This is a genomic window from Roseomonas acroporae (assembly GCF_023223525.1).
Lineage (GTDB): Bacteria > Pseudomonadota > Alphaproteobacteria > Acetobacterales > Acetobacteraceae > Roseomonas_E > Roseomonas_E acroporae.
In genome coordinates, this window is record NZ_JALPRX010000035.1 from 42,380 (window position 1) to 66,390 (window position 24,011).

The 24,011-nt window shown below is 75.7% G+C and carries 23 protein-coding genes; 16 read left to right on the forward strand and 7 right to left on the reverse strand.

The features are described from left to right. Nucleotides 1-370: 370 nt before the first annotated feature. Nucleotides 371-2,188: a polysaccharide biosynthesis/export family protein gene (locus M0638_RS09410; RefSeq protein WP_248666718.1), complete on the forward strand. Its 1,818-nt coding sequence runs from the start codon at nt 371-373 to the stop codon at nt 2,186-2,188. A 299-nt stretch (nt 2,189-2,487) separates the two neighbouring features. On the opposite strand, the gene M0638_RS09415 is transcribed toward M0638_RS09410, so the two are convergent. Further along, on the reverse strand, nt 2,488-3,474 hold the full coding sequence (locus M0638_RS09415) for a YihY/virulence factor BrkB family protein (RefSeq protein ID WP_248666719.1): 987 nt from the start codon (nt 3,472-3,474) through the stop codon (nt 2,488-2,490). Nucleotides 3,475-3,676: 202 nt separating this feature from the next. Between M0638_RS09415 and M0638_RS09420 the strand changes: the two genes are divergently transcribed. The 6 genes from M0638_RS09420 to M0638_RS09445 all read left to right on the forward strand — a co-directional run bounded on the left by M0638_RS09420 (nt 3,677) and on the right by M0638_RS09445 (nt 8,118). Next, nucleotides 3,677-4,288: a cysteine hydrolase family protein gene (locus M0638_RS09420; RefSeq protein ID WP_248666720.1), complete on the forward strand. Its 612-nt coding sequence runs from the start codon at nt 3,677-3,679 to the stop codon at nt 4,286-4,288. A gap of 32 nt (nt 4,289-4,320) precedes the next feature. Beyond that, the gene (locus tag M0638_RS09425) at nt 4,321-4,791 is read left to right on the forward strand and encodes a hypothetical protein (RefSeq protein WP_248666721.1); all 471 of its coding nucleotides are present in this window, start codon (nt 4,321-4,323) and stop codon (nt 4,789-4,791) included. Between the two features lie 60 nt (nt 4,792-4,851). Further along, entirely contained in the window at nt 4,852-5,823 is a 972-nt protein-coding gene (locus M0638_RS09430; RefSeq protein ID WP_248666722.1) for an Lnb N-terminal periplasmic domain-containing protein, read from the forward strand. A gap of 170 nt (nt 5,824-5,993) precedes the next feature. Further along, nucleotides 5,994-6,272, forward strand: a complete 279-nt coding sequence (locus M0638_RS09435) for a hypothetical protein (RefSeq protein WP_248666723.1) — start codon at nt 5,994-5,996, stop codon at nt 6,270-6,272. A gap of 238 nt (nt 6,273-6,510) precedes the next feature. Continuing rightward, nucleotides 6,511-7,806: a cystathionine gamma-synthase family protein gene (locus M0638_RS09440; protein ID WP_248666724.1), complete on the forward strand. Its 1,296-nt coding sequence runs from the start codon at nt 6,511-6,513 to the stop codon at nt 7,804-7,806. 111 nt (nt 7,807-7,917) lie between these two features. Next, nucleotides 7,918-8,118 (forward strand): hypothetical protein, encoded by a 201-nt coding sequence (locus M0638_RS09445; RefSeq protein ID WP_248666725.1) that lies wholly within the window; start codon nt 7,918-7,920, stop codon nt 8,116-8,118. Between the two features lie 13 nt (nt 8,119-8,131). On the opposite strand, the gene M0638_RS09450 is transcribed toward M0638_RS09445, so the two are convergent. The 6 genes from M0638_RS09450 to M0638_RS09475 form a co-directional block, all read right to left on the reverse strand. Next, complete coding sequence (locus tag M0638_RS09450; protein ID WP_248666763.1) at nt 8,132-8,611, reverse strand: glutathione peroxidase; 480 nt, start codon at nt 8,609-8,611, stop codon at nt 8,132-8,134. Between the two features lie 124 nt (nt 8,612-8,735). Further along, nucleotides 8,736-9,290: a DUF1269 domain-containing protein gene (locus tag M0638_RS09455; protein WP_248666726.1), complete on the reverse strand. Its 555-nt coding sequence runs from the start codon at nt 9,288-9,290 to the stop codon at nt 8,736-8,738. A 148-nt stretch (nt 9,291-9,438) separates the two neighbouring features. After that, nucleotides 9,439-9,636: a heavy-metal-associated domain-containing protein gene (locus M0638_RS09460; protein WP_345893013.1), complete on the reverse strand. Its 198-nt coding sequence runs from the start codon at nt 9,634-9,636 to the stop codon at nt 9,439-9,441. Between the two features lie 173 nt (nt 9,637-9,809). Beyond that, nucleotides 9,810-10,241 (reverse strand): Cu(I)-responsive transcriptional regulator, encoded by a 432-nt coding sequence (gene cueR / locus M0638_RS09465; protein ID WP_248666728.1) that lies wholly within the window; start codon nt 10,239-10,241, stop codon nt 9,810-9,812. Then, entirely contained in the window at nt 10,238-12,754 is a 2,517-nt protein-coding gene (locus M0638_RS09470) for a heavy metal translocating P-type ATPase (protein WP_248666729.1), read from the reverse strand. Before M0638_RS09470 ends, cueR begins: the two co-directional genes overlap by 4 nt. A 160-nt stretch (nt 12,755-12,914) precedes the next feature. Further along, nucleotides 12,915-14,045 carry an SMP-30/gluconolactonase/LRE family protein gene (locus M0638_RS09475; RefSeq protein WP_248666730.1) on the reverse strand — a complete coding sequence of 377 codons (1,131 nt, stop codon included), beginning with the start codon at nt 14,043-14,045 and terminating at the stop codon, nt 12,915-12,917. 330 nt (nt 14,046-14,375) lie between these two features. Between M0638_RS09475 and M0638_RS09480 the strand changes: the two genes are divergently transcribed. From M0638_RS09480 to M0638_RS09520, 9 genes are all read left to right on the forward strand, one after another. Next, nucleotides 14,376-15,317, forward strand: coding sequence for a LysR family transcriptional regulator (locus M0638_RS09480; protein WP_248666731.1), 942 nt, complete (start codon nt 14,376-14,378; stop codon nt 15,315-15,317). Nucleotides 15,318-15,453: 136 nt separating this feature from the next. Continuing rightward, nucleotides 15,454-17,409 carry a transglycosylase domain-containing protein gene (locus M0638_RS09485; RefSeq protein WP_248666732.1) on the forward strand — a complete coding sequence of 652 codons (1,956 nt, stop codon included), beginning with the start codon at nt 15,454-15,456 and terminating at the stop codon, nt 17,407-17,409. A 320-nt stretch (nt 17,410-17,729) separates the two neighbouring features. After that, nucleotides 17,730-18,380 carry a nitrogen regulation protein NR(II) gene (locus tag M0638_RS09490; RefSeq protein WP_248666733.1) on the forward strand — a complete coding sequence of 217 codons (651 nt, stop codon included), beginning with the start codon at nt 17,730-17,732 and terminating at the stop codon, nt 18,378-18,380. 7 nt (nt 18,381-18,387) lie between these two features. Beyond that, complete coding sequence (locus M0638_RS09495) at nt 18,388-19,356, forward strand: glycine betaine ABC transporter substrate-binding protein (protein WP_248666734.1); 969 nt, start codon at nt 18,388-18,390, stop codon at nt 19,354-19,356. Then, the gene (locus M0638_RS09500; protein WP_248666735.1) at nt 19,353-19,988 is read left to right on the forward strand and encodes an ABC transporter permease; all 636 of its coding nucleotides are present in this window, start codon (nt 19,353-19,355) and stop codon (nt 19,986-19,988) included. Before M0638_RS09495 ends, M0638_RS09500 begins: the two co-directional genes overlap by 4 nt. A gap of 103 nt (nt 19,989-20,091) precedes the next feature. Then, on the forward strand, nt 20,092-20,724 hold the full coding sequence (locus M0638_RS09505; protein WP_248666736.1) for an ABC transporter permease subunit: 633 nt from the start codon (nt 20,092-20,094) through the stop codon (nt 20,722-20,724). Continuing rightward, complete coding sequence (locus M0638_RS09510; RefSeq protein WP_248666737.1) at nt 20,721-21,782, forward strand: ABC transporter ATP-binding protein; 1,062 nt, start codon at nt 20,721-20,723, stop codon at nt 21,780-21,782. Before M0638_RS09505 ends, M0638_RS09510 begins: the two co-directional genes overlap by 4 nt. 10 nt (nt 21,783-21,792) lie before the next feature. Beyond that, nucleotides 21,793-22,698, forward strand: coding sequence for a DUF2272 domain-containing protein (locus M0638_RS09515; protein WP_248666738.1), 906 nt, complete (start codon nt 21,793-21,795; stop codon nt 22,696-22,698). Continuing rightward, complete coding sequence (locus M0638_RS09520) at nt 22,695-23,813, forward strand: NADH:flavin oxidoreductase/NADH oxidase (protein ID WP_248666739.1); 1,119 nt, start codon at nt 22,695-22,697, stop codon at nt 23,811-23,813. Before M0638_RS09515 ends, M0638_RS09520 begins: the two co-directional genes overlap by 4 nt. Nucleotides 23,814-24,011: the final 198 nt, after the last annotated feature.

The window sequence follows — 24,011 nt, forward strand, 5'->3', positions numbered from 1 at the left end:
CGGAAAATGCGCAAAACCAGAAGGCTGGAGCCGTTCCGGCCTGACACGGTCAGGCCGGAACGGCCCTGGACGACGCGCCGCGCGGGCCGACATCGCCTGCGCGGGAGCGGCCGGATGCGACGCCGCCGGCCGCAACGGCCCCGCGCCGGATCGCGCGCCGAACCGGGCCGCGCCGCCCCGCGCGGTGGAATCCATCTCCCGGCATGCGTGGCAGGACGCAGACACCCCGCGGGAAATCGACGCGCCGGCGCGGCATCCGGGCGGAATGGGGCTTGAGTGGGCTGCGGCTTGGCGGAATGACGGCTGCCGGATCGGTGCGCCGCCAGATCGGGGCCGGATCGGGGGAGCCTTGCGGGAGGGTGTTGCACGCATGCCAGTGAACGGGAACCGGGGACGCGGCCGGCTGCGGACCGAGGGCGGCCTCGCCCTCCTGCTGCTCGCCGCCACCGGCCTGTCGGCCGGGCTGCCGCCCCTGCTGCTGCCCCTGGCGGCCTCGGCGCAGACGCTCGGCACGCCGGCGCCACTGGACCTGCCGCTGCAATCGCTGCAGCCGCAGCAGGGCGGCGCGGCCGGCACGCGCGTGCAGGACCTGCTGACGCCGCAGCGCCCCGTGGCGCGCCCGGGCGAGGCGACCGAATCGGAGGGCGGCGCCATCGCCGCCGGGCCGCTCGGCGACCGGGACCGCCAGGGCGGCCCCGCCACGGCGGTGTTCGGCGCCAGCCTGTTCACCGGCCAGCCCACCACCACCAGCGACGCGCCGAACCCCTCCTACATCCTCGCCCCGGGCGACCGGGTGAGCGTGCGGGTCTGGGGCGGCGTCGAGGCCGAGACGGTGGCCGTGGTCGACCCCGACGGCAACCTGTTCCTGCCGCAGATCGGCCCGATCCGCCTCGCCGGCGCCCGCGCCGGCGACCTGCAGCGCATCGTCGAGAACGAGGTGCGGCGCATCTACACCAGCCAGGTGCAGGTCTACGCCGTGCTGCTCTCCACCCACCGCATCGGCGTGTACGTGACCGGCTTCGTGCGCCGCCCCGGCCGCTACGGCGGCGCCGCCTCGGATTCGGTGCTCGACTTCCTGGTCCGCTCGGGCGGCGTCGATCCGGGGCGCGGCTCCTTCCGCGACATCACGGTGCAGCGCAACGGCCGCGCCGTGACCACGATCGACCTCTACGGCTTCCTGCTCAACGGCCGGCTGCCGCCGATCTCGCTGCAGGAGGGCGACACCATCCTGGTGAACCGCCAGCGCGCCATGGTCGGGGCCGATGGCGCGGTGCGCAACAACTTCCTGTTCGAGGTCTCCGGCCGCGGCCAGGTCGGGCGGGAGCTGCTGGACCTGGCGCGCCCCCTCCCCGCCGCCACCAACGCCATCGTGCGCGGCACGCGCGGCGGCGCGCCCTACTCGCGCTACGCGACGCTGACCGAGCTGGCCAGCGTCGCCCTGCAGGACCAGGACACCGTCACCTTCATCACCGACGCGCCGGCGCAGACCGTGCGCGTGATGGTGGAGGGCAGCCGGATCGGCCCCTCCGTGCTGGTGGCCGACCGCGACATCCGGCTCTGCCAGCTCCTCGACCACATCGCGGTCGATCCCGGCCTCGCCGACACGCGCTCGGTGTTCCTGCTGCGCCCGCGCCTGGCCGAGCAGCAGCGGCGCTCGATCAACGAGGCGCTGGACCGGCTGGAGCGGCAGCTCTTCCTCGCCGTCTCGGCCACGACCGGCGTCGCGGAGATCCGCGCGAGCGAGGCGCAGCTCGTCGCCTCCTACATCCAGCGCGGCCGGCGCACCCGGCCGGACGGGCGCCTCGTCGTCACCGACCGGCAGGGCCGCTGCGCCGACATCCGCATGGAGGAGGGCGACACCGTCGTCATCCCCGAGCTCTCCTCCACCGTGCTGGTGGCGGGCGAGGTGGCGACGCCGCAGGCCGTGGTGTGGCGGCCGAACATGTCGATCAGCGACTACATCAATGCCGTGGGCGGCTACTCGTCGCGCGGCACCGCCTCGCAGCTCATGATCCGCCACGCCAACGGCGAGATCGAGCTCGATCCGCGCAACCCGCCGCGCGCCGGCGACGAGCTGATCGCGCTGCCGCGCCTCGATCCCAAGGTCTTCCAGATCACCCGCGACGTGCTCGGCCTGTTCGCGCAGGTGGCCTCCTCGGCCGCGACCGCGCTCTACCTGACGCGCTGACGGCCGGCGGGGCCGCGGGGCCCCGCCCGCGGCCGCCGCCGGCGCGGATGCCATCCGCCCCGCCGCGGGGCGCGCCCGGCCCGACGGCCCGCTCGGCGGCCCTGGCGTGAAACCGCGCCGGACGCCGCCTCGCCGGCCGGCCGTCACACCGGCACCGCGAAGGAGGCGCCACGATGCGGCACGCCGCGGCGATACCGGCGGACTGCCGACCCTGCCCGCCGCGATCATGCTCTCCGGCATTCCCTGACGGCGGCCGCGCCGGTTCGTCCGCGGCCGGCCGGACGCACCCGCCCGGCGCGTCAGAGCGCCGGGTCGCCGGTCGATTCCCGGCGCCGCTTCGCCTCCCGTGCCGCCGAGGGCGGCAGGCCGAGCCGGTCGGCGCGCCGCTGCAGCCGCGCCAGCGCTGGCTCGCTCGACAGGGGCGCCTTGGCCGGAAGCTCGCAGCGTTCGCCGCGCGCCGCCCGCAGCCCGGCATAGGCCCGGGTGAATTCGGCGCCGAGCAGGAAGATCTGCGCCGAGTAGTAGATCCAGATCAGGATGATCACCAGCGCCCCGGCCGCGCCGTAGGAGGAGGCGACGGTGCTGCTGCCCAGGTACAGCCCGATCAGGTACTTGCCGAACACGAAGAGCAGCGTGGTCACGACGGCGCCGATGCCCACGTCCCGCCACTCCAGGTCGCAGTCCGGCAGCACCTTGTAGATCGCGGCGATCAGCATGGTGATGAGCACGAAGGAGACCACCATGTTGGCCAGTCGCAGCAGCAGCGCGGTCTCGGGCAGGTAGACGCTCATGTAGTTGCCGAGCGCCGTCAGCGCCGCGCTGATCACCAGCGAGACCAGCAGCAGGAAGCCGAGCGCGGCGACGAGGCCGAGGCTGACCGCGCGCGCGCGCAGCAGCCGCGCCACCGTGTCCCCCTTCGGGCTGGCCCGCCAGATCACGTTGAGGCTGGCCTGCATCTCGCCGAACACGCCGCTGGCCGTCACGACCAGGATCACCACGCCGACCAGGCTGGCGGCGATGCCGGAGTTGCGGTCGGAGGCGCTGCGGATGAGGTTCTGCAGCAGCTCCGCGCTCTGCTCGCCCATCAGCCCGCTGAGCTGGTGGACGATCGCCCCGGTGGCGGCCGCCTCGCCGAAGGCGAGACCGGCGATGGCGATCACGATGATGAGGACCGGTGCGAGCGAGGTGACGACGTAGTAGGCGATCGCCGCGCCGCGGCTCAGCGCCTCGTCCTCGATGAAGCCCACCACGGTCTGCTTCAGCAGCCGCCACGCATTGCCAAGCATCCTGCGGTTCCAGCCGGTCGGAGGTTGCGTGATGAACGAGCCGCGATCCGCGAAGGTTGCGCCGGCCGTTCCTCTCCCGCCGCTTTCCCGCCGCCCCGTGCCGGCGGTGGGGCGGGATGGCGAACCCGGCCCGGGCCGGCGCGTTCCGACTCGCCGCCCGCCCCGCCCAGGTGCGGCGGCGCGGCCGGGAGGGAATCGTATCATGACGGCAACGGGCACGCTCCGCTACGGCGCGCTCTCGGACCGCACCGTGCATCTCTGCGTCGACATGCAGAACCTGTTCGCGGAGCGGACGGAATGGCACACGCCCTGGATGGCGCGGGTGCTGCCGGTGCTCCTGCGCCTCGCCCGGGCACGCCCCGCCGACACGGTCTTCACCCGCTTCATCCCGCCCGCCAGCGCCGACGAGATGCGGGGTAGCTGGCGGCGCTACTACGAACGCTGGGCGGCGATCACGCGCGACCGGCTGGCGCCGCGCCTGCTGGAGCTCGTGCCGCCCCTCGCGGCGCTGGTGCCCCCCGCGCTGGTGATCGACAAGCGGACCTACTCGCCCTGGACCCAGCCGGAGCTGCGGCAGGCGCTGGAGGCGCGCGGCTGCGACACGCTGGTGATCTCCGGCGCCGAGACCGATGTCTGCGTGCTCGCCGCCGTGCTCGGGGCCGTGGACCACGGCTACCGGGTGGTACTGGCGACGGACGCCCTGTGCTCCTCCTCGGACCGCACCCACGACGCGCTGCTGGGCCTCTACAACGAGCGCTACAGCCAGCAGATCGAGGCCGTGCCGACCGGCGTGATCCTGGAGGCCTGGCACTGACGACGGCGCGGCCGGCATCGGCGTCCACGGTCATGCCGGCGCGGAGTGGCAGCGGCGCCGCCCGGTTCCCCGCCGCGTCGCCGGTGAGGACCGGCGGGTCCGCCGCGTCCTGCCGGCAGAGCGACGCCGGCGCGCTGGCCTTCGGCCCCGCCCGTCTCAGCCTCGGCAGCCTCCACGGCATGACGCCCGGCAACCCCTTCCCGATGACCCCGGCCGGGCAGCCGACGGCCTCCGGCATCCATGCCCATTCCATCATCCCCGGGCTCGGCGACGGGCCGCTGGAGACGCGCGGCGACGGCATGGTACGCTGCGCCGGTGCGCATCTCGATCACGTGGAATCCGGGCCGGTCGTCCGTTCCGGCCATTCCGTGCAATCGAACCCCGCCGCCATCGAGGAGGTCCGCCGCATCCCGCCGCGGCAGCTCGCCGGGCCCTGCCCGCGAGGCGAATGCCGTCCCCCGGCGGGCATCCGGGGGCAGGTCGCGCTCACGACGGTCCGGTAGCCCCGAACCGGCCCTGCCACTGCCCTCGACGGACGGCCGGAATCGCGGCACGGCACCAGGATGACCCTGCTGTTCCGCCTTCTGCGCGGCCTGATCGTGTTCGGGGCGGCCGTCTGGGGCGCCCTGGCGCTGCATTTCGACGGACCCGACCCGGTCTGGCTGCGCGAGGCGCTGGCGGTCGGCTATGCCGTGCTGATGGCGCTCGCCGGCCTCGCCCGGCCGGCGGCGGCCGGCAGCCTCGCCCGCGCCGCCCTGTTCGGCGGCGTGCTGGCCTGGTGGCTGTCGATCACCCCCTCCAACGACCGCGACTGGGCGCCGGAATACGCGCGGCTGCCCGCCGTCACGCGCGAGGGCAGCCGCGTCACCATCCGCGGCATACGCGACTTCGCCTATCACGGCAGCGAGGCGGCCGCGACGCCGCGCTGGTACGATGCGACCTACGATCTCGACGAGCTGGAGTCGCTCGACCTCGTCAGCTCCTACTGGGCAGGCGATGCCATCGCCCACATCCTCGTCAGCTTCGGCTTCCGCGACGGCAGGCATCTCGCCGTCTCGATCGAGACGCGGCGGGAGCGGGGCGAGGGCTACTCGACGCTCGCCGGCTTCTTCCGGCAGTACGAGCTGATCTACGTCGTGGCCGACGAGCGTGACCTGATCGGTCTGCGCACCGACATACGCCACGAGCGCGTCTACCTCTACCGGGTCCACCTTCCGCCCGAGGCGCTGCGCGCGCTGTTCCTGAGCTATCTCGACCGGATCGAGGCGCTGCGGACGCGGCCGGAATTCTACAACACGCTGACCGACAACTGCACCACCAACATCCTTGCCCACGCCAACACCGTGGCGCCCGGCATCGCCTACAGCTGGAAGGTGCTGGCGAGCGGCCATGCCGCCGAGTACGCCCACGATCTCGGCCTGCTCGACAGCGGCATGCCCTTCGAGGCACTGCGCCGCGAGAGCCGCGTGCGGCGGCCCGACGGCGCCGTCATCGGGCCGGACTATTCCGCCGCGATCCGGCGCGGCCTGCCGTGACGGCGGCGGGCGGGCAGGCCGTCCCGGCAGAGGGCGGTGCCCGCCCCCCTCCCCCTGACGCGCCCCCTGTCGCGAAAAGCCTCTCCCCGCTGCCGGCGACGGGAACGGGGACCCGCCGCAACCCGCCCCGGCCGGACGGCGTTGGCCGCGCGGAACGGAGGAATGCCGTCATGAGCGAATCCATACGCAACACCGACCCGGGCGCGGGCACCTCGCTCGGCGAGGCCGACACGCCGCCGCTGGAGCGCGCCGAGGCCGACATCGAACGCGTGACGGAGAGCAGCGGCGACACGCTGAACGAGGACGACGGCGAGGAACGCGCCGCCGGCACGGTGGAATCGCCGATCCCGCCCGATCCCGGCCCCTCCGGCGACCGGCACGAGGAAGGCGCCCGGCGCGGCGGGCCGATCGACGTGACGCCGACGCGCGAGGGCGGCAGCATCGAGTAGCCGGGGACACGGCGCCGGGGCGGACCACCGCGCCCCGGCCGCCTCCCCCGTGTAACCCCCCTGGGTATCCCCTGGGCGCCCCCCTACGCGCCTCCCCCCTGGGCGCTTCGCCAAGGCGTCACCACCGTCGGCGCGTGGAACGGGATAGCCTGCGCCGTCGGCGGACCGTCCGGACGGAGCGGCCGGCCCCCACCGGCACCCCACCCGGCCCCCAACCGGCACGAGGAGTCCGGCCGCGATGACCGAGGACCGCAGCCACCACACCACCATCGGCAACCACCGCCTGCGGCCCGAGACGCTGATGCTCGGCTACGGCTACGACCCGGCGCTCTCCGAGGGCGCGGTGAAGCCGCCGGTGTTCCTGACCTCCACCTTCGTGTTCCGCTCCGCCGAGGAGGGGCGCGACTACTTCGACGTGGTGGCCGGCCGCAAGGAGGCGCCGGCGGGCGGCGCGGGCCTGGTCTACTCCCGCTTCAACCAGCCCAACGGCGAGATCGTCGAGGACCGGCTGGCCGTGTTCGAGGGCGGCGAGACGGCGCTGCTCTTCTCCTCCGGCATGGCGGCGATCGCCACCACCATCCTCGCCTATGCCCGCCCCGGCGACGTGATCCTGCACAGCCAGCCGCTCTACGGCGGCACCGAGACGCTGCTCGCCCGCACCTTCGCCCAGTACGGCATCGGCGCCGTGGGCTTCGCCGAGGGGCTGGACCCGGCCGCCGTCGAGGCGGCGGCGGACCGCGCCCTGGTCCAGGCGAGCAACCGGGGCCGCGTCAGCCTCGTGCTGGTGGAGACGCCCTCGAACCCGCTCAACACGCTGGTCGACCTCGCCCTGGTGCACGCCGCCGCCGACCGCATCGCGGCGCGGCAGGGGCACCGGCCGATGCTGCTCTGCGACAACACCATGCTCGGCCCGGTGTTCCAGCACCCGCTGCGCCACGGCATGGACATCGTGCTCTATTCGCTCACCAAGTATGTCGGCGGGCACAGCGACCTGATCGGCGGCGCCGCGATCGGCGCGCGCGACACGCTGCGCCCGGTCCGCCTGCTGCGCGGCGCCATCGGCACGCAGCTCGACCCGCATTCCTGCTGGATGCTCGGCCGCTCCATGGAAACGCTGGCGCTGCGCATGCGCGCGGCCGCCGGCAACGCCGACGCGGTGGCCGAATTCCTCGCCGCGCACCCGCACGTCGCCGCCGTGCACGCGCTCGGGCACCAGCCCGAGGGCAGCGCGGCACGCCGCGTCTACGACGCGCAGTGCTCCGGCCCCGGCTCCACCTTCAGCATCGAGCTGACCGGCGGCCAGCCGGAGGCCTTCCGCATGCTCAACGCGCTGCGCGTGTTCAAGCTGGCGGTCAGCCTGGGCGGCACGGAGTCGCTCGCCAGCCACCCGGCCTCCACCACCCATTCCGGCGTGCCGGCCGAGGTGCGGGCGCGGATCGGCGTGACCGACGGGCTGATCCGCCTCAGCATCGGCATCGAGCACCCGGACGACCTGATCGCCGACCTCGCCCAGGCGCTGGCGACGCTGGACTGACACGGCCGGCGGGATCGCCCGCCCGACGGATCGGGGCCCCGAAGGGGACCCCGGGCCGGCCAACGGGCACCGCCGTGATACGATGCCGGCGTGCGGGAAGGAGCGGCCGCCTTGTTCATGCGCGACGGCGTGCGTTTCGAGGGCCTCCGCGTCGCGACGATCGAGGATGGCGGCATCCCGATCGAGCTGATCCGGACCGCGCTGAGCGACGCGGAGATCTGGGACCGCGCCCGCGGCGGCCGGCAGGCCCCGCTCTACGCCGCCGGGCGGGACGCCGGACGGGCCGAGGGGCGGGCCGACGGGCAGGAGTGACGCGGACGCCGCGCTACAGCAGCTTCTCGATGGCGCCGGCCAGCGCCTCGGGCTTGTCGGCGGGCGCGTAGCGGCGCACCGGCGCGCCCAGGCGGTCCACCAGGAACTTCGTGAAGTTCCACTTGATCGCCTCGGTGCCGAACACGCCGCGCCGCGCATGCCGCAGGAAGACGAAGAGCGGGTGCGCGTCCGGCCCGTTCACCTCCACCTTGGCGAAGATCGGGAAGGTGATGTGGTAGCGCGTCTCGCAGAATTGCGCGATCTCGCCCGCCTCGCCCGGCTCCTGCCGGCCGAACTGGTTGCAGGGAAAGCCCAGCACCGCGAAGCCGCGGTCGCGGTAGCGCTCGTGCAGCGCCTCCAGCCCCGCGTATTGCGGCGTGAAGCCGCACTTGCTGGCCGTGTTGACGATCAGCAGCACCCTGCCGCGATACTCGTCGAGGCCGATCTCGCGACCATCCAGGAGGCGGGCGGAGAAATCGTGGACGCTCGGCATGGTCGGCAACGCACCTTTCCCGCTGGGGCGCCGGCGTCGCCCGCATCCGCGCGGCCGGGCCGCGCGGCGCACGGACCCGGCCTGTGCCGGGCCCGACGCGCCGGGAGCCCGACGTGACGACGCGTCAGGAGGCGGCGGGCGCCACCGGCGTGCCGCCATGCGTCAGCACGCCCGGCGCCGAGAGCGCCTCCTGCAGCTTCTGCTCCTTCTCCGGCGAGAGCGAGGTGCGCAGCACCCGGCCATGCACGCCCTGAAGCTCGGCCAGCACCTTCTCCGGCTGCACCTTGCGCAGCAGCACGAACAGGGCGGAGCTGTTCGGCGCGATGGTGCTGCCGAGCTCCTTGATGAACTTGTCGTCGATGCCGTAGTCGGCGAGCGAGCCCGAGAGCGCGCCCATGCCGGCGCCCAGCGCGCCGCCCACCGCCATGCCGGCGAGCGGGTTGAGGAACAGCAGCCCCACCAGCCCGCCCCACAGCATGCCGGACATGCCGCCCGAGGTCGCGCCGATCGTGGTCAGGTTGATGCTCTGCTTGAGGTGCACCACCCCCGCCGCGTCGCGCACCACCACGACCGCGTCCTCGAGGTCGATCAGGTACTCCTTGCGCATCTCGGTGAGCTTGAGCAGGACGCTGTCGGCTTCGGTCGGGCTGTCGAAGGCGACCGCGATCAGGTCTGACATGGGTCTCTTCCCTTGCATTGCACGGTCCGACCGCCGGCCTCCCCGCCAGCCGGACGGATGGCGTGGCCGGGGCGACGCCGGTCAGCGTGCTTATTACGCGCCGCCGCGGAGGATGTCAGCAGCCGGCCGGACGCCCGGCGCCGGCGCCTCAGTCGGCCACCTCGTAGCCCTCCCCCGCCACCGCCGCCGCCACCGCCGCGCGCGGCAGCGTCGTCTCCGCCCGGACCTTGCCGGCGGCAAGGTCCACCGTCACGGCGGCGCCCGGGTCGCGCTCGCGGATCGCCTGCGTCACGGCCCTGACACAATGCGCGCAGCTCATGCCGCGCACCTCCAGCTCGATCGTCATCGTCATTCCTCCTCTCGGTTCCACGCCGCGCCGCGGCGCGGCCGCCCCGGTTCGGTCAACCCCCGGCACCGTCGCCCCAATTCTGTCATCCCGGTTCTGTCGCGCCGGTTCGATCACGCCGGTTCGATCGTCCCGTTTCGCTCGCCCGATGCGCGGTCCGGCCCCGCCCGGGGTCACGTGCCGCAGCAGTCCGGCGGCGCGGGGGCCTCGCCCGGCATCCGCCCGGTCTCCAGCTCGTCCAGGATCGGGCAGTCCGGCCGGCCGTCGCCGTGGCAGTGCGCGGCGAGGTGGCGCAGGCTGCGCGCCATCGCCTGCAGCGCCGCCGCCTTCTCCTCCAGCGCCGCCACGTGGTCGAGCGCCAGCCGCTTCACCTCGGCCGAGGCGCGGCGCCGGTCGCGCCACAGCGCCAGCAGGCGGCGCACGTCCTCCATCGGAAAGCCCAGCTCGCGCGCATGGCGGATGAAGCGCAGCACGGCGATCTCGGGCTCGGCATAGACGCGGTAGCCGTTCTCCAGCCGCCGCGGATGCAGCAGCCCGATCGACTCGTAGTGGCGCACCATCTTGGCCGACACGCCCGCGCGTCCCGCCGCCTCGCCGATGTTCATGCCCCGCCCTCCTCCGTCGCCCCGGGCGCCGGCCCCGGGCCTGCCGCCGCCGGAGCCGCCGGCCGCCAGCGCGCCAGCAGCAGCGCGTTGCCCAGCACCGAGACCGAGGAGAGCGCCATCGCCGCCCCCGCCAGCACCGGAGAGAGCAGCCCGAACGCCGCCAGCGGCACGCCGACCAGGTTGTAGGCGAAGGCCCAGCCGAGATTCTGCCGGATCTTGCCCCAGGTCCGGCGCGAGACGTCGAGCGCCGCCGGCACCAGCGCCGGGTCGCCGCGCAGCAGCGTCACCGCCGCCGCCTGCATGGCGATGTCGGTCCCCGTGCCCATGGCGATGCCGAGATCCGCCGCCGCCAGCGCCGGCGCGTCGTTGACGCCGTCGCCCACCATCGCCACGCGCAGGCCCTGCGCCCGCCATGCCGTCAGCCGCGCCGCCTTGTCGGCCGGCAGCAGCGGCGCCGCCACCTCGTCGATGCCCAGCGCGGCCGCCACCGCCCCCGCCGCCGCCGCGCCGTCGCCCGACAGCATGGCGGTGCGCAGGCCGAGCCGGTGCAGCCCCTCGACCGCCGCCCGCGCCCCCGGCCGCGGCGCGTCCTCGAAGGCGAACAGCGCCAGCACGCGATGCGTCGCCGGCTCGATCAGCCAGGCCAGCGTGCGCCCCTTCGCATCCTCCTCCGCCGCCGCCCCGGCCAGTACGCCGGCCTCGGCGCCGCTCTCGGCCAGCAGGCGCGGGCTGCCGAGGGCGAGACGGCGCCCCGCCACGACTCCCTGCACGCCGCGCCCCGGCAGCGCCGTGAAATCCTCCGCCGCCGGAAAGGCCGATGGCGCCGCAGCCCCGCGCGCCTCGCCCGGTCCCTCCCGCCCAGCCTCCGGCGGCGCCTCCCGCGCCGCCGCCAGCACGGCCCGCGCCAGCGGGTGCTCGCTGCCGGCCTGCAGGCTCGCCGCCAGACGCAGCGCCTCCGCCCGGCCCACGCCCTCGGCCACATGCAGCGCGGCGAGGCGCGGCCGCCCCTCCGTCAGCGTCCCGGTCTTGTCGAACGCCACCAGCCCGATCCCCTGCGCCCGCTCGATCGCCTCGGCGTCGCGCAGCAGGATGCCGGCCCGCGCCGCCGCCCCGGTGCCGGCCATGATCGCGGCCGGCGTGGCGAGCCCGAGCGCGCAGGGGCAGGCGATCACCAGCACCGCCACCGCGTGCAGCACCGCCGCCTCCACTACCGCGCCCGCCAGCAGCCAGCCCGCCAGGGTGACGAGCGCGATCCCCACCACCACCGGCACGAACACCGCGCTCACCCGGTCCACCAGCTTCTGCACCGGCGCGCGGCTCGCCTGCGCCGCCTCCACCAGCGCCGCGACGCGCGCCAGCGCCGTCTCGCGCCCCACCGCCGTCGCCTCGATCACCAGCCGCCCGTCCAGCGCCACCGTGCCGGTGGCGACGTGCCCGCCCGGCTCCCGGTCCACGGCGCGGCTCTCGCCGGTCAGCGCGCTCTCGTCCACCCCGGCGCGGCCTTCCACCACGGTGCCGTCCACCGGGATGCGCTCGCCCGGGCGCACCACCACGCGGTCGCCCCGCCGCAGCAGCGCCGCCGGCACCTCCACCTCGGCGCCCCCCTCGATCCGCCGCGCCGTGCGCGGGCGCAGCGCCAGCAGGGCGTGGATCGCCGCCCCCGTGGCCCGCTTCGCCCGCGCCTCCAGGAAGCGGCCGACCAGCACGAAGGCGATCACCACCGCGCTCGCCTCGAAGTACAGATGGTGCGCGTGGCCGACCCCGTGCCGCAGCAGCAGCACGGTGGAGAGCGCCCAGGCCGCCGTGCTGCCGATCGCCACCAGCAGGTCCATGTTCCCGGTGCCCGCCCGCAACGCCGCCCAGCCGGCGCGGTAGAAGCGCGCGCCCAGCCAGAACTGCACCGGCGTCGCCAGCACGAACTGTACCCACGGGTGCGGCATCCAGTCCCGCCCGAACGCCATGCCGAGCATGCCCACGAGGAACGGCGCCGCCAGCAGCAGCGCCAGCACCATGTCGCGCCCTTCGCGACCCAGGCCCCAGCCGGTTCCCCAGCCCTCCGCCCGGCCCGCCGCCGGCGCCTCGGCCTCGTCCAGCCCGCGCACCGAATAGCCGGCCCGCTCCACCGCCGCCGCCAGGGTTTCGACCGCCGTGCCCGCCACCACGCGCAGGTGCGCCCGCTCCGTGGCGAGGTTCACCGACGCCTCCAGCACCCCCGGCACCCGGCGCAGCGCCCGCTCCACCCGCCCGACGCAGCTCGCGCAGGTCATGCCGCCGATGGCGAGGTCGAGCGTCTCCTCCGGCACGCCGTACCCGGCCTTCTCCACCGCCCGCACCAGGTCCGGCAGCGCGGCGGTGCCGCTCACCTCGGCGCGCTCGCTGGCGAGGTTCACGCTGGCGCCGGTGACGCCCGGCACCTTCCCGAGCGCCCGGCCGACCCGGCCGGCGCAGCTCGCGCAGGTCATGCCGGCGATCGGCAGGGAAAGGGCTTCGGTGGCGAGCGGGGCTTCGGGCATGGCGTGGGACCTCTGCCCGCCCATGTGGGGGTTCCCATCATGGGAAGGTCAAGGGGAGTGGGTGTTCCATCCACACCGCGCGGGCAACGGGGCGCCGCCCCGTCACCGTCCCCGTTCAGCCGTAAACCGTCCCCTGGCGCGGCGTTCCCGGCGATCCGCGCTACGCCCCGCGCACCCGCAGCCGGTAGAGCCGCGTCGGCCATTCCAGCCGCGATTCCCCGCCATTCAGCATCGGCGTCCAGCCGAGCTGGGCGATGGGCAGCCAGAGCCAGCCATCCAGCGTCAGCCAGGGCGCGTCGGCCCAGCGCAGGCGCGGATCGACGAAGATCGTCTCCATGCGCCCCTCGGGCGAGACGCGCCGGATGGAGCGGTCGTTGACGGCATTGAGGTAGAGGTTGCCGTCGGCGTCGATCGCCGAGCCGCTCAGCGCCGGGGTGTCGACCCAGGGCCGGAGCTGCTCGGCGAGCTGCCCGGGCTCGACGGCGGGATCGGTGAGGTAGCGGGTCTCGATCCGCGCCATGCCGCCGTTGAGCGGCTGGATGTAGAACCAGCGCCCGTCCGGCGAGACCTCCAGCTGGTTGGCGTTGGTGCCGAAGGGCGCGCCGCTGGCGGTGCGGACCACCCGGCCGTCGATCTGCACCGTGCGCTGCGGGTCCATCACCAGCAGCGGGTGGCGCACCAGCAGCCGCCGCAGCCGGCCGCTGGCCAGGTCCAGCATCACGATCGAGCCGACCCCGCTCTCCGACACGTAGGCGTGGCCGCCATGGAAGCGGATGTCGTTGGGCGCGGCGCGCGGGTCGTCCAGCACCTGGTCGAGGGAATGCACCGCCTTGGCCTCGCCGCTGGCGATGTCGAACACCACGAGCTTGGAGCCGCCGGGCAGGCGCTGGCCGCCGAGCGGGGCGCCGGAATCGACGACCCACAGCTCGTCGCCCGCCGGGTTCACGCGCACGGCGTTGACGCTGACCAGCGCCTTGGCCGGGTCGCCGCCGGGCGCCCAGCGGTTCCAGCCATTGCCGGGGAAGGGACGCAGAGCGCCGTCGCGGCCGACCTCGCCGGCGCCGGCGGCCGGGCCGATCCAGTTGGGCAGGGCGACGAAGATCCGGCCCTGCGGCGTGAGCGTGACGCCGTTCCAGAGGATGTTGTCGCTGTGCGCCATCTCCTCCAGCGGACCGGGCAGCCGGCCCGGCTGCTGCGCCATCGCGCGGCCGCCGAGGCCCGGTGCCGCGCCACCCGCGAGGCCGCCCAGCAGCCCGCCCAGAATCAGCCCGCGCCTGTCGGGTCCCGTCATGTCCTTTCTCCTCCCGTCCCGTCCGGCCGCGGCCGTGGGGTTCGGCGCGCATCCTGCCGGCTCCGGCGCGGCGAGACGAGCCCGCAGGGGCGGACGGACCGGCCATGGCGGGGGCGCGAACCCATGGGTGCCGCGCCCGGGCGCCGCGACGGGCCGGGCGGGCCTGCCGGCCCGGGGCGATGCGGGGGAGCATGGCCGCACGGGGTCGGCTGGGCGCGCCCGGTCCCTGCCCGTGGCGCCACGCCGGCCGCCTCTCCCACTTCCCCGCGCGCGGCGCGCGCCCCATCCTGCCGCCATGCCAAGCCGCCCCAGCCCCCGCCCCCACGCCTGATGGACGAGCTCGCCGGCCTCGACCTCAACCTGCTGCGCGTCTTCGACGCGGTGGCGCGCGAGCGGCACGTCACCCGCGCCGCCGAGCGGCTGCACCTCTCCCAGCCCGCCGTCTCCAACGCCCTCGCCCGACTGCGCCAGATCCTCGGCGACGAGCTGTTCCTGCGCCGCCCCGGCGGGGTGGAACCCACCGCCCTCGCCCGCAGCCTGGCCGGCCCGGTGGCCGAGGCGCTGGACCGGCTCTCCCAGGCGCTGGCCATCCACGCCCCGTTCGACCCGGCCGCGAGCCGCCGCGTCTTCACCGTGGCGATGAGCGAGTACGCCGAGGCGGTGCTGGCGCCGCCGCTGATCGCCCGCCTCGCCCGCGAGGCGCCCGGCTGCCTGCTGACCCTGCGCCACGCCGACCGCACCAACTACGAGGTGCTGCTCGCCGCCGACCGCGCCGAGATGGCCGTCGCCGTGATCCTGGAGGAGCCGCCCGCCCTCTACACGCGGCTGCACCTGCTGCCCGAGGCGTTCTGCACCCTGATGCGCCCCGGCCACCCGCTCGCCGCCGCGCCGCTGACTCTGGACGGCTTCCTCTCCGTCCCGCACCTGCTGCACTCGCCCAACGGCTCGCGCGAGGGCGCGCTGGACGAGGCGCTGGCGGCCGAGGGCCGGGCGCGCCGCCTCGGGGCGGTGGTCGCGCATTTCTGCGCCGTGCCGGAGATCCTGCTCGGCACGGACATGCTCATCTCCGTCTCGGGCCGGCTGGCGACGCGCCTCGCCGCCGCCTACGGGCTGGTCATGCGGCCCGTGCCGCTGCCGATCGTCCACACCCGCCAGTCGCTGGTGTTCCACCGCCGCTTCGAGAGCGATGCCGGCCATGCCTGGCTGCGCCGGCTGATCCTGGCGGTGGCGCGGGAGGTGGGCACGGAGACGCCAGGCCCGGAAGCCGGGTGAGCGGGCCGCCCGCCGCCCGGCCCCCGGCCCGACCTGCGGCTCCATCCCCGGAATGCCGCCCAGCCCCTTGTTCCGTCGCCATTTCCAGGCGCCCCGGGCGTTTCCCCCCGGCCCCGAACGCCGCTAGTCTCGCCCGATGAATCGCGCCGATGCCGCCCGCGCACGCAGCCGCGAGGCGACCGGCCGCAGCAGATCCCGCAAGACCGCCCCCGCCGCGCGCCGCGCCGGTGCCGCGCCGCCGCCACGCCCCGCCGGCCGGCCGCCGCGGCACTGGTCGCTGCGCCTGCTCGGCCTGCTGGTCGTCATCGGCATCTGGGGCATGGTGGCGCTCGCCGTCGTGCTGCTCTGGTTCGCGCACGACCTGCCGCGCCCCGAGGCGGCGCTGGCCGCGACGCGCCGCCCCTCGGTCACGCTGCTCGCCGCCGACGGCCGGATGCTCGCCACCTTCGGCGACCTCTACGGCGACCCGGTGCATCTGCGCGACCTGCCGCCCTACGTGCCCGCCGCGCTGCTCTCGGTGGAGGACCGTCGCTTCCGCGCGCATCCGGGCGTGGACCCGATCGGGCTGCTGCGCGCCGCCTGGGCGAATTTCCGCGCCGGCCGCGTCGTGCAGGGCGGCTCCACCCTCACCCAGCAGCTCGCCAAGAACCTGTTCCTCAGCCCCGAGCGCAACCTGCGCCGCAAGGTGCAGGAGGCGATCCTGGCGCTCTGGCTGGAATGGCGCTTCAGCAAGGACGAGCTGTTGGAGATCTACCTCAACCGCGTCTATCTCGGCGCCGGCGCCTACGGGGTGGACGCGGCGGCGCGGCTCTACTTCGGCGTGCCGGCGCGCCGGCTCTCGCTGTGGCAGGCGGCGATGCTGGCCGGGCTGCCCAAGGCCCCCTCGCGCCTCAACCCGCGCGCCTCGCCGGACGCGGCGCTCGACCGCACCTTCACCGTGCTCCAGGCCATGGTGGCGAACGGCGCCCTCACCGCGCGCCAGGCCGCCGACGAGTCCGACCGCATCCGCCTGCCGCCGCCGCCGAGCCGCGAGGCCGGCTGGTTCGCCGACTGGGTGCAGGAGGACCTGCCGGAGCTCACCGCCGCCGGCCGCCTGCCGGGCGACGCCGACCTCGTGCTGCGCACCACGCTCGACAGCCGCCTCCAGGCGGCGGTGGAATCCCGCCTCGCCACGCTGCTCGCCGGCCCGGGCGCGCGGGCCGGGGTGACGCAGGGTGCCGTGGTGGCGATCGACGCCGGCTCGGGCGCGGTGCGCGCCATGGCGGGCGGGCGCGACTACCGCAGCTCGCCCTTCAACCGCGCCACCGAGGCGCTGCGCCAGCCCGGCTCCGCCTTCAAGCCCTTCGCCTACCTCGCGGCGCTGGAGCACGGGCAGCGGCCCGATTCCACCGTGGCGGACACGCCGCTGACCATCGGCAACTGGTCCCCCGGCAACGGCGCCTGGCGCGCGCGCGGCGAGGTGACGCTGGAGGACGCGCTGGCCTACAGCGTCAACACCGCCGCCGTGCGGGTGATGAACGATGCCGGCGGCTGGCGCGCGGCGACCGCGGCGGCGGGCCGGCTCGGCCTCTCCGGCCGCTGGCCGCGCGACGCCTCGCTGGCCCTCGGCACGGGCGAGGTGACGCCGCTGGCGCTGACCGCCGCCTACGCCGCCTTCGCCAATGGCGGCATGCGGGTGACGCCCTACGGCCTCGCCGAGGCACGGATCGGCGGACAGGGCGGGGGCCAGGGCGGCAGCCGCGCCGTCGCGCTGCCGCACGCCATGCCGGAGCGCGCCGTCGCGCCCGAGCACGCCGGCGCCATGCGGCGGATGCTGGAGGCGGTGGTGGCGCGCGGCACCGGCCGCGCCGCGGCGCTGCCCGGCGGCCAGCTCTTCGGCCGGCCGGTCGGCGGCAAGACCGGCACGACGCAGGAGTTCCGCGATGCCTGGTTCGTCGGCTTCATCGACGGGGCCGGCAGCGCCGACCCGCTGGTGCTCGGCGTCTGGCTCGGCAACGACGACGCGACGCCGATGGACGGGGTGGCCGGCGGCACCCTGCCGGCACGGCTGTTCCGCGAGATCCTGGAAGCGGCCGGCCCGGGGCGGCGCTGATCCCGTCCCCGGCCCTGCACCGCCCCCGGCCCTGCACCGTGCCCGGCCGGCCCCCGCCCCGGGCCGGGGCGGCGGGCCAGCCGCGGCCTCCTCGCGGCGCGGCGCGCGGCCATGCCCCGGGCGGGCAGGCCCGGAGTGCCCATCACGTGGAACCCGGATGCCTTCCGGACGATGGATGACCGCCCCGCTGGCCACGACCTGGGCTTGCCGCAGAAACCGGCCTAGTCTTGCCGACAGCGGAACCAATTCGCCGGCCTCCGGCGAGGGGCGACGTCGGCGCGGGCTGTCCGCGCCAGGGCGGGAGCGGGAACAGGCAGGCCATGACCAGACCGGCAAGCCAGGAAGCCGAGCCGCATGCGGCCCGCATGCGGTTGGTCGCCAGCCTGGCCCCGCCCGTGCAGCACGGCCTGAACAACCTGCTGATGGTGGTCTACGCCAACCTCGACGCGCTGGGCCGCAGCATCCCGGAGGGAACGTCGCGCCGGCAGCTCGAACGCATCGAGATGGCGGCCAGGCGGCTCGAGAGCCTGACGCGCGCCATCCTCTCCGTCTCCCGGCGCGGTGTCCCGGACATGGTGTCGATGGCGCCGGACGGCGTGCTGAACGGGCTTTCGCCGCTGCTGGAGCTGACTCTCTCCACGCGCCTGGAACTCGCCACCTCGCCCTGCCCGCCGGTCCGGCTGGACCGGGCGGCGCTGGAATACGCGCTGCTGACCCTGGCGCAGGAGGCGGCGGCGCGGCTCCCGCGGCAGGGCCGGCTGTCGCTGGTCCTCCGCAACCTGCCCGAGGAGCACGCGGTCGAGCTGTGCGTGACCGAGCTCGGCCAGCCGGACGAGGGAGAGGCCGCCCCGCGCGCTCCCTCGGTGGTGGCGGCGCTGCGGGCCCTGGCGCTGGAGGGCGATGGCAGCCTGACGGTCGAGGACGGCCCGGCCGGCCGGCTGCGGCTGCGGCTGCCCCACGCGCCGGCCTGAGCCGCCGGTGAGCGGCGGCCGGCCCGCGCGCGTCATGCCGCCCCGCCGCCGCCTCCCGACGCGCCGCGCGGCGCTGCCGATCCTTCCCTTCCTGCTCTCCGGCCTCCTCGCGCCCGCCGGCAACGCCCGGGCACAGCCGGCGCCGATCCGGGTCGGCTCCAAGAACTTCACCGAGCAATTCGTGGTCGCCGAGATCTACGCGCAGGCGCTGGAGGCGGCGGGGGCGCGGGTGGAGCGCCGGCTGAACCTCGGCGGCACGCTGATCGCCCAGCGCGCGCTGGAATCGGGGCAGATCGACCTCTATCCCGAATACACCGGCACGGCGCTGACGGTGGTGCTGCGGCGCCCGGTGGAGCCGGGCGCGGGCGCCGACCGCCCCGCCCTGCTGCGCCGCCTGCGCGAATTCTACGAGCGGCAATTCGGCGCCACCTGGCTCGATCCCTCGGGCATCGACAACGGCAACGTGCTGCTGGTGCGGCCGGCGCTGGCGCAACGCCTCGGGCTGCGGACGCTCTCCGACCTCGCCGCCGTCTCCGCCGGCCTCACCCTCGCCGCCGGCAACGAGTTCGCCGACCGCGCCGACGGGCTGCCCGGCCTCGAACGGGTCTACGGCATGCGCTTCGCGTACTTCCGGCAATTCGCGGCGCTCGGGCTGCGCTACGCGGCGCTGCGGCACGGGCAGGCGGACGTGGTGAACGGCTACGCCACCGACTGGCAGATCGCCGCCGACGGGCTGCTCGCGCTGGAGGACGACCGCCACCTGTTCCCGCCCTACGACCTCGCCCCCGTGGTGCGCCTCGACGCGCTGGCGCGCTTCCCGCCGCTGCGCGGCCGCCTCGACGCGGTGAACGCCCGGCTCGACACGGCGGGCATGCGCGCGCTGAACCGTGCCGTGGAGTACGACGGCGACGAGCCGGCCGACGTCGCGCGGCGCTTCCTGCGCGAGCAGGGCCTCACGCGGGAGCGCGGGAATTGAGATGGACGGCGCGGCATCTCGACACGATCGGCTACGCGCTGCTCGACCACGTGCTGCTGGTGCTGGCGGCGATCGCCGCGGCGGCGCTGCTGGCGCTGCCGCTCGGGCTGCTGGTGGCGCACCGGCCGCTGCTGCGCGCCGCCATGCTCGGCGGCGCCGGCGTGCTGTACAGCATCCCCACCCTCGCCCTGTTCGCGCTGCTGCTGCCGGTGCTCGGGCTCGGCTTCGTGCCGGTGGTGGTCGGGCTCGCCAGCTACGCGCTGCCGGTGCTGCTGCGCGCCCTGCTCGCCGGGCTCGACTCCGTGCCGGCGCCGGTGCGCGAGGCGGCGGACGGCATGGGGCTGCGGCCGGGGCAGCGGCTGCGGCAGGTGGAATTGCCGCTCGCCCTGCCGGTGCTGATCGGCGGGCTGCGCGTCGCCGCGGTGACGCTGATCTCGGCCGCGACGGTCGGCGCCTACGTCAACGCGGGCGGGCTCGGCACGCTGATCCTGACCGGGCTCGACCAGGACCACACCGAGAAGATCCTGGTCGGCGCCGCGCTGGTCTCGCTGCTGGCGCTGGCCGCCGATCGCGGCCTGCGCGCGCTGGAGCGGCGGCTCGGCGACCGCGCCGGGCTGCGGGCGGCGCCGTGAGGCCGGCCCGTGCCGCCCTCGCCCCGGCCTCGCCGGCCGGGCCGCATCGCCGACGCGGATCGGCGGCCATGCGGGACGGCGTGGGACGCGCGGCGGCGGCGCGATGAGCACGCTCGCCGCCCTGCCCGGCTGGGTCCTCGACCACCACGCCGCCGTGCTGCTGGCGCTGGGCGAGCACGTGCAACTCTCGCTCGCCGCGCTGCTGGCCGGCGGCGGCGCGGCGGTGCTGCTCGGCCTGCTCGGCGCGGGCAGGCCGCGGCTGGCCGAGGCCACCATCACCCTGGCGGGCGTGCTGCGCACCCTGCCCAGCCTCGCCGTGCTGGCGGCGCTGCTGCCGCTGCTCGGCGTCGGCTTCGCGCCTTCCTTCGTGGCGCTGTCGATCCTGGCGGTGCCGCCGGTGCTGGTGGGCCTCGTCACCGGGCTGCGACTCGCCGACCCGGCCGCGCTGGACGCCGCCGCCGGCATGGGGATGACGCGCACGCAGCGCCTGTTCCGCGTCTCGCTGCCGCTCGCGGCGCCGCTGCTGCTGGAGGGGTTCCGCACGGCCTCGGTGCAGGTGGTCTCGGGGGCTGCGCTCGCCTCCTTCATCGGCGGCGGCGGCCTCGGCGACCTGGTGACGGCGGGAGTCGCGCTGCTCGACCTGCCGCGCCTGCTCACCGGCGCCATCGCCATCGCGCTGCTGGCGCTGCTGGCCGATCTCGGCCTCGGCCTGCTGGCGCGCCGGGTGGCGCCATGAACGCGGCCGCGACGCCGATGATCGAGACGGAACGCCTCGGCAAGACCTGGCCCGGCGCCACGCGGCCGGCGGTGGACGGGGTGAGCCTGCGCGTGGCGCGCGGCACGTGCTGCGCGCTGATCGGCCCCTCCGGCTGCGGCAAGACCACGCTGCTGCGCATGCTGAACCGGCTGGTGGAACCGGACACCGGCGCGATCCGCCTCGACGGCGCCGACGCGCTGCGCGCCGACCCGGTGCGGCTGCGTCGGGGCATCGGCTACGTGATCCAGAACGTCGGCCTGTTCCCGCACCGGGACGTCGCCGCCAACATCGCCACCGTGCCGCGCCTGCTGGGCTGGAAGCGCGCGCGCATCGAGGCGCGCGTGGACGCGGTGCTGTCGCTGGTCGGGCTCGACCCCGCCGAGTACCGCCACCGCAACCCGCGCCAGCTTTCCGGCGGCCAGGCGCAGCGCGTCGGCGTCGCCCGCGCCCTCGCCGCCGACCCGCCCGTGCTGCTGATGGACGAGCCCTTCGGCGCCGTCGATCCGCTGCAACGGGCGCGCCTGCAGGTCGAGCTGCTGCGGCTGCTGCGCGAGCTGGGCAAGACCGTGGTGATCGTGACGCACGACGTGGAGGAGGCGGTGCTGCTCGGCGACAGCGTGGCGGTGATGCGCGACGGCAGGCTGGTGCAGCACGCCCCGCCCGCCGCGCTGCTGGCCGCCCCGGCCGACGACTTCGTGGCCGCCTTCCTCGGCGCCGACCGGCTGCTCAAGCGACTCGCCCTGCTGCCGGCCGAGGCGGCGATCGCCGACCCACCCCCGCCGCCCGACACCCTTTCCCCTGGCACTCATCCTCCTGGCGCCCATCCCTCTGGCGCCCTGCCCATCGGCGCCAGCCTGCGCGACGCGCTGGCCGCGATGCTGGAACGCGACGCGCGCGCGCTGCCGCTCGCCGGCGGCGGCGTGGTGACGCTGGAGTCGCTGTTCGCGGCGGCACGGGCGGCGCCGGCGGCCGGCCCGCCCGACGGCCGGCCGGCGAGCGCGACGCCGGGCATGGCCGGCGGCGCGGCTTTGGATTAAGCCGCTGCGCATGCGACGCGGCCTGCGCCTGATCCCGCTCCTGCTGCTCCTGGCCGCCTGCGCCGCGCCGCCCGGCGGGACGCGCGTGGCGCGGCTGGAGGAGCCGCCGCTTCCCTACCCGCCCTCCGTGCGCGAGCGCATGCTGCGCATCGCCCGGGCGGAATGGGAGGAGTGGGGCCGCGTCACCATCGACCCGCGCCTGCCGCCGCGCGGCGCCGACGACGGCGCCTTCCCGGCGGAGACCGCGCCCGACAATTTCCCGCGCGTGCTCGCCTACTGGCGCGCCGTGCCGGACGACGAGGGCGCCATCGCCCGCAACCGCGGCCTGTACGCGGCGGCGCTGGCCGATCCCGCCGGCCCGCGCCTGCTGTGGCGCGACCCGGCCTGGTCGGCCGCCTTCATCTCCTTCGTGCTGCGCAACGCCGGCGTCGACGCGCGCGAATTCCCCTCGTCGGCCGCGCACAGCTTCTACATCGACGCGCTGATCGCCGATGCCGCGCGCTACCCCGCCGCCGCCCCCTTCGTGCCGCACGCGCCCGGGGAATACGCGCCGCAGGTGGGCGACCTCGTCTGCGGCGACCGTTCGCCGCGCCCGCTGCGCCACTGGACCGAGCGCGCGGCCGAGGCCGGCCGCTTCCGCCCCATGCACTGCGACATCGTGGTCGAGACGCCGCGTACCGCGACGGGAGGCGAGGCGCGGGCGATCGGCGGCAACGTGCGCGACACGGTGGCGCTGACCCGCTTCCCTACCGACGCCGCCGGCCTGCTGCTGCCGCGCCGCGCCGGGGCGGCCCCGTGGCTCGTCGTGTTCGAGAACCGGCTGGGCCGGCTGCCGCCATGGCCCGCCGCGCCGTTGGCGGTGCCCGCCGATCCCCCCTCCCTTCCCCCGACCGAAACCGGATCCCCCCTCTCATGACCGACCTGTTCGCGCCCCTCGCCCTGCGCGGCGTCACGCTGCGCAACCGCATCGGCATCTCGCCGATGTGCATGTACTCCTGCGCCGACGACGGGCTGCCGACCGAGTGGCACCTGATCCATCTCGGCTCGCGTGCCGCCGGCGGCGCCGGGCTGGTGCTGACCGAGGCGACGGCGGTGACGCCGGAAGGTCGAATCTCGCCCTACGACCTCGGCCTGTGGTCGGATTCGCAGGTCGCGGCGCATGCGCGGCTGGCCCGGGCCGTCGCGTGCTGCGGCGCGGTGCCGGGGATGCAGATCTCCCATGCCGGCCGCAAGGCGTCGCGCGTGGCGCCGTGGATGGGCCACCATGCGGCGACTCCCGGCTGGACGCCGCTCAGCCCCAGCGCCGCCGCCTTCGGCGACTACGCCATGCCGGAGGCGATGGACGAGGCCGCGATCGAGGCCACCATCGCCGACTTCGTGGCGACCGCGCGCCGCGCGCTGGAGGCGGGCTACCAGGTGCTGGAGCTGCACGCGGCGCACGGCTACCTGCTGCACCAGTTCCTCTCGCCGCTCAGCAACCGCCGCAACGACCGCTGGGGCGGCGACTTCGAGGGCCGCGCCCGGCTGCCGCTGGAGGTCGTCCGCGCCGTGCGCGCCGCGATCCCGGATTCGGTGCCGCTGCTGGTGCGCGTCTCGCACACCGACTGGGTGGCGGGCGGCTGGGACACGGAGGAGACGGTGGAGCTGTCCCGCCGCCTCAAGGCGCTCGGCGTGGACATGATGGACGTGTCCTCGGGCGGGCTCGACCCGGCGCAGAAGATCCCGGTCGGGCCCGGCTACCAGGTGCCCGGCGCCGCCGCCGTGCGCGCGGGCGCCGCGATCCCCGTCGCGGCGGTCGGGCTGATCACCGAGCCGGCGCAGGCCCAGGCCGTGCTGGCGGAGGGCAGGGCGGACCTGGTGCTGCTCGCCCGCGCCTCGCTGCGCGACGCGTACTGGCCGCTGCACGCGGCGGCGGCACTCGGTCGCACCGAGGCGGTGGCCGCGCCGCCGCAGTACGAGCGGGGCTGGAGCACGCTGGGGAAGATGGGTCTGGCGACGGCGCTGGAGGCGCCGATGCCGCCGCTCGGCTGAGGTTCGACCACCCTTTTCGGGGAAGGCCCTGCCTTCCCCTGACCCCATCCGCCCTCTGGAGAAGGCTCCGCCTTCCCCAGACCCCATCCGCCAGAAGGGCGAGGCCCTCCTGGACCTCTCTTCGTTTGGCCCCGGGTGTCGGAACGGCCGGGGAGTCTTTTCCGAATGGGGTTTCCAAAGGGGCTTCGCCCTTTGGTG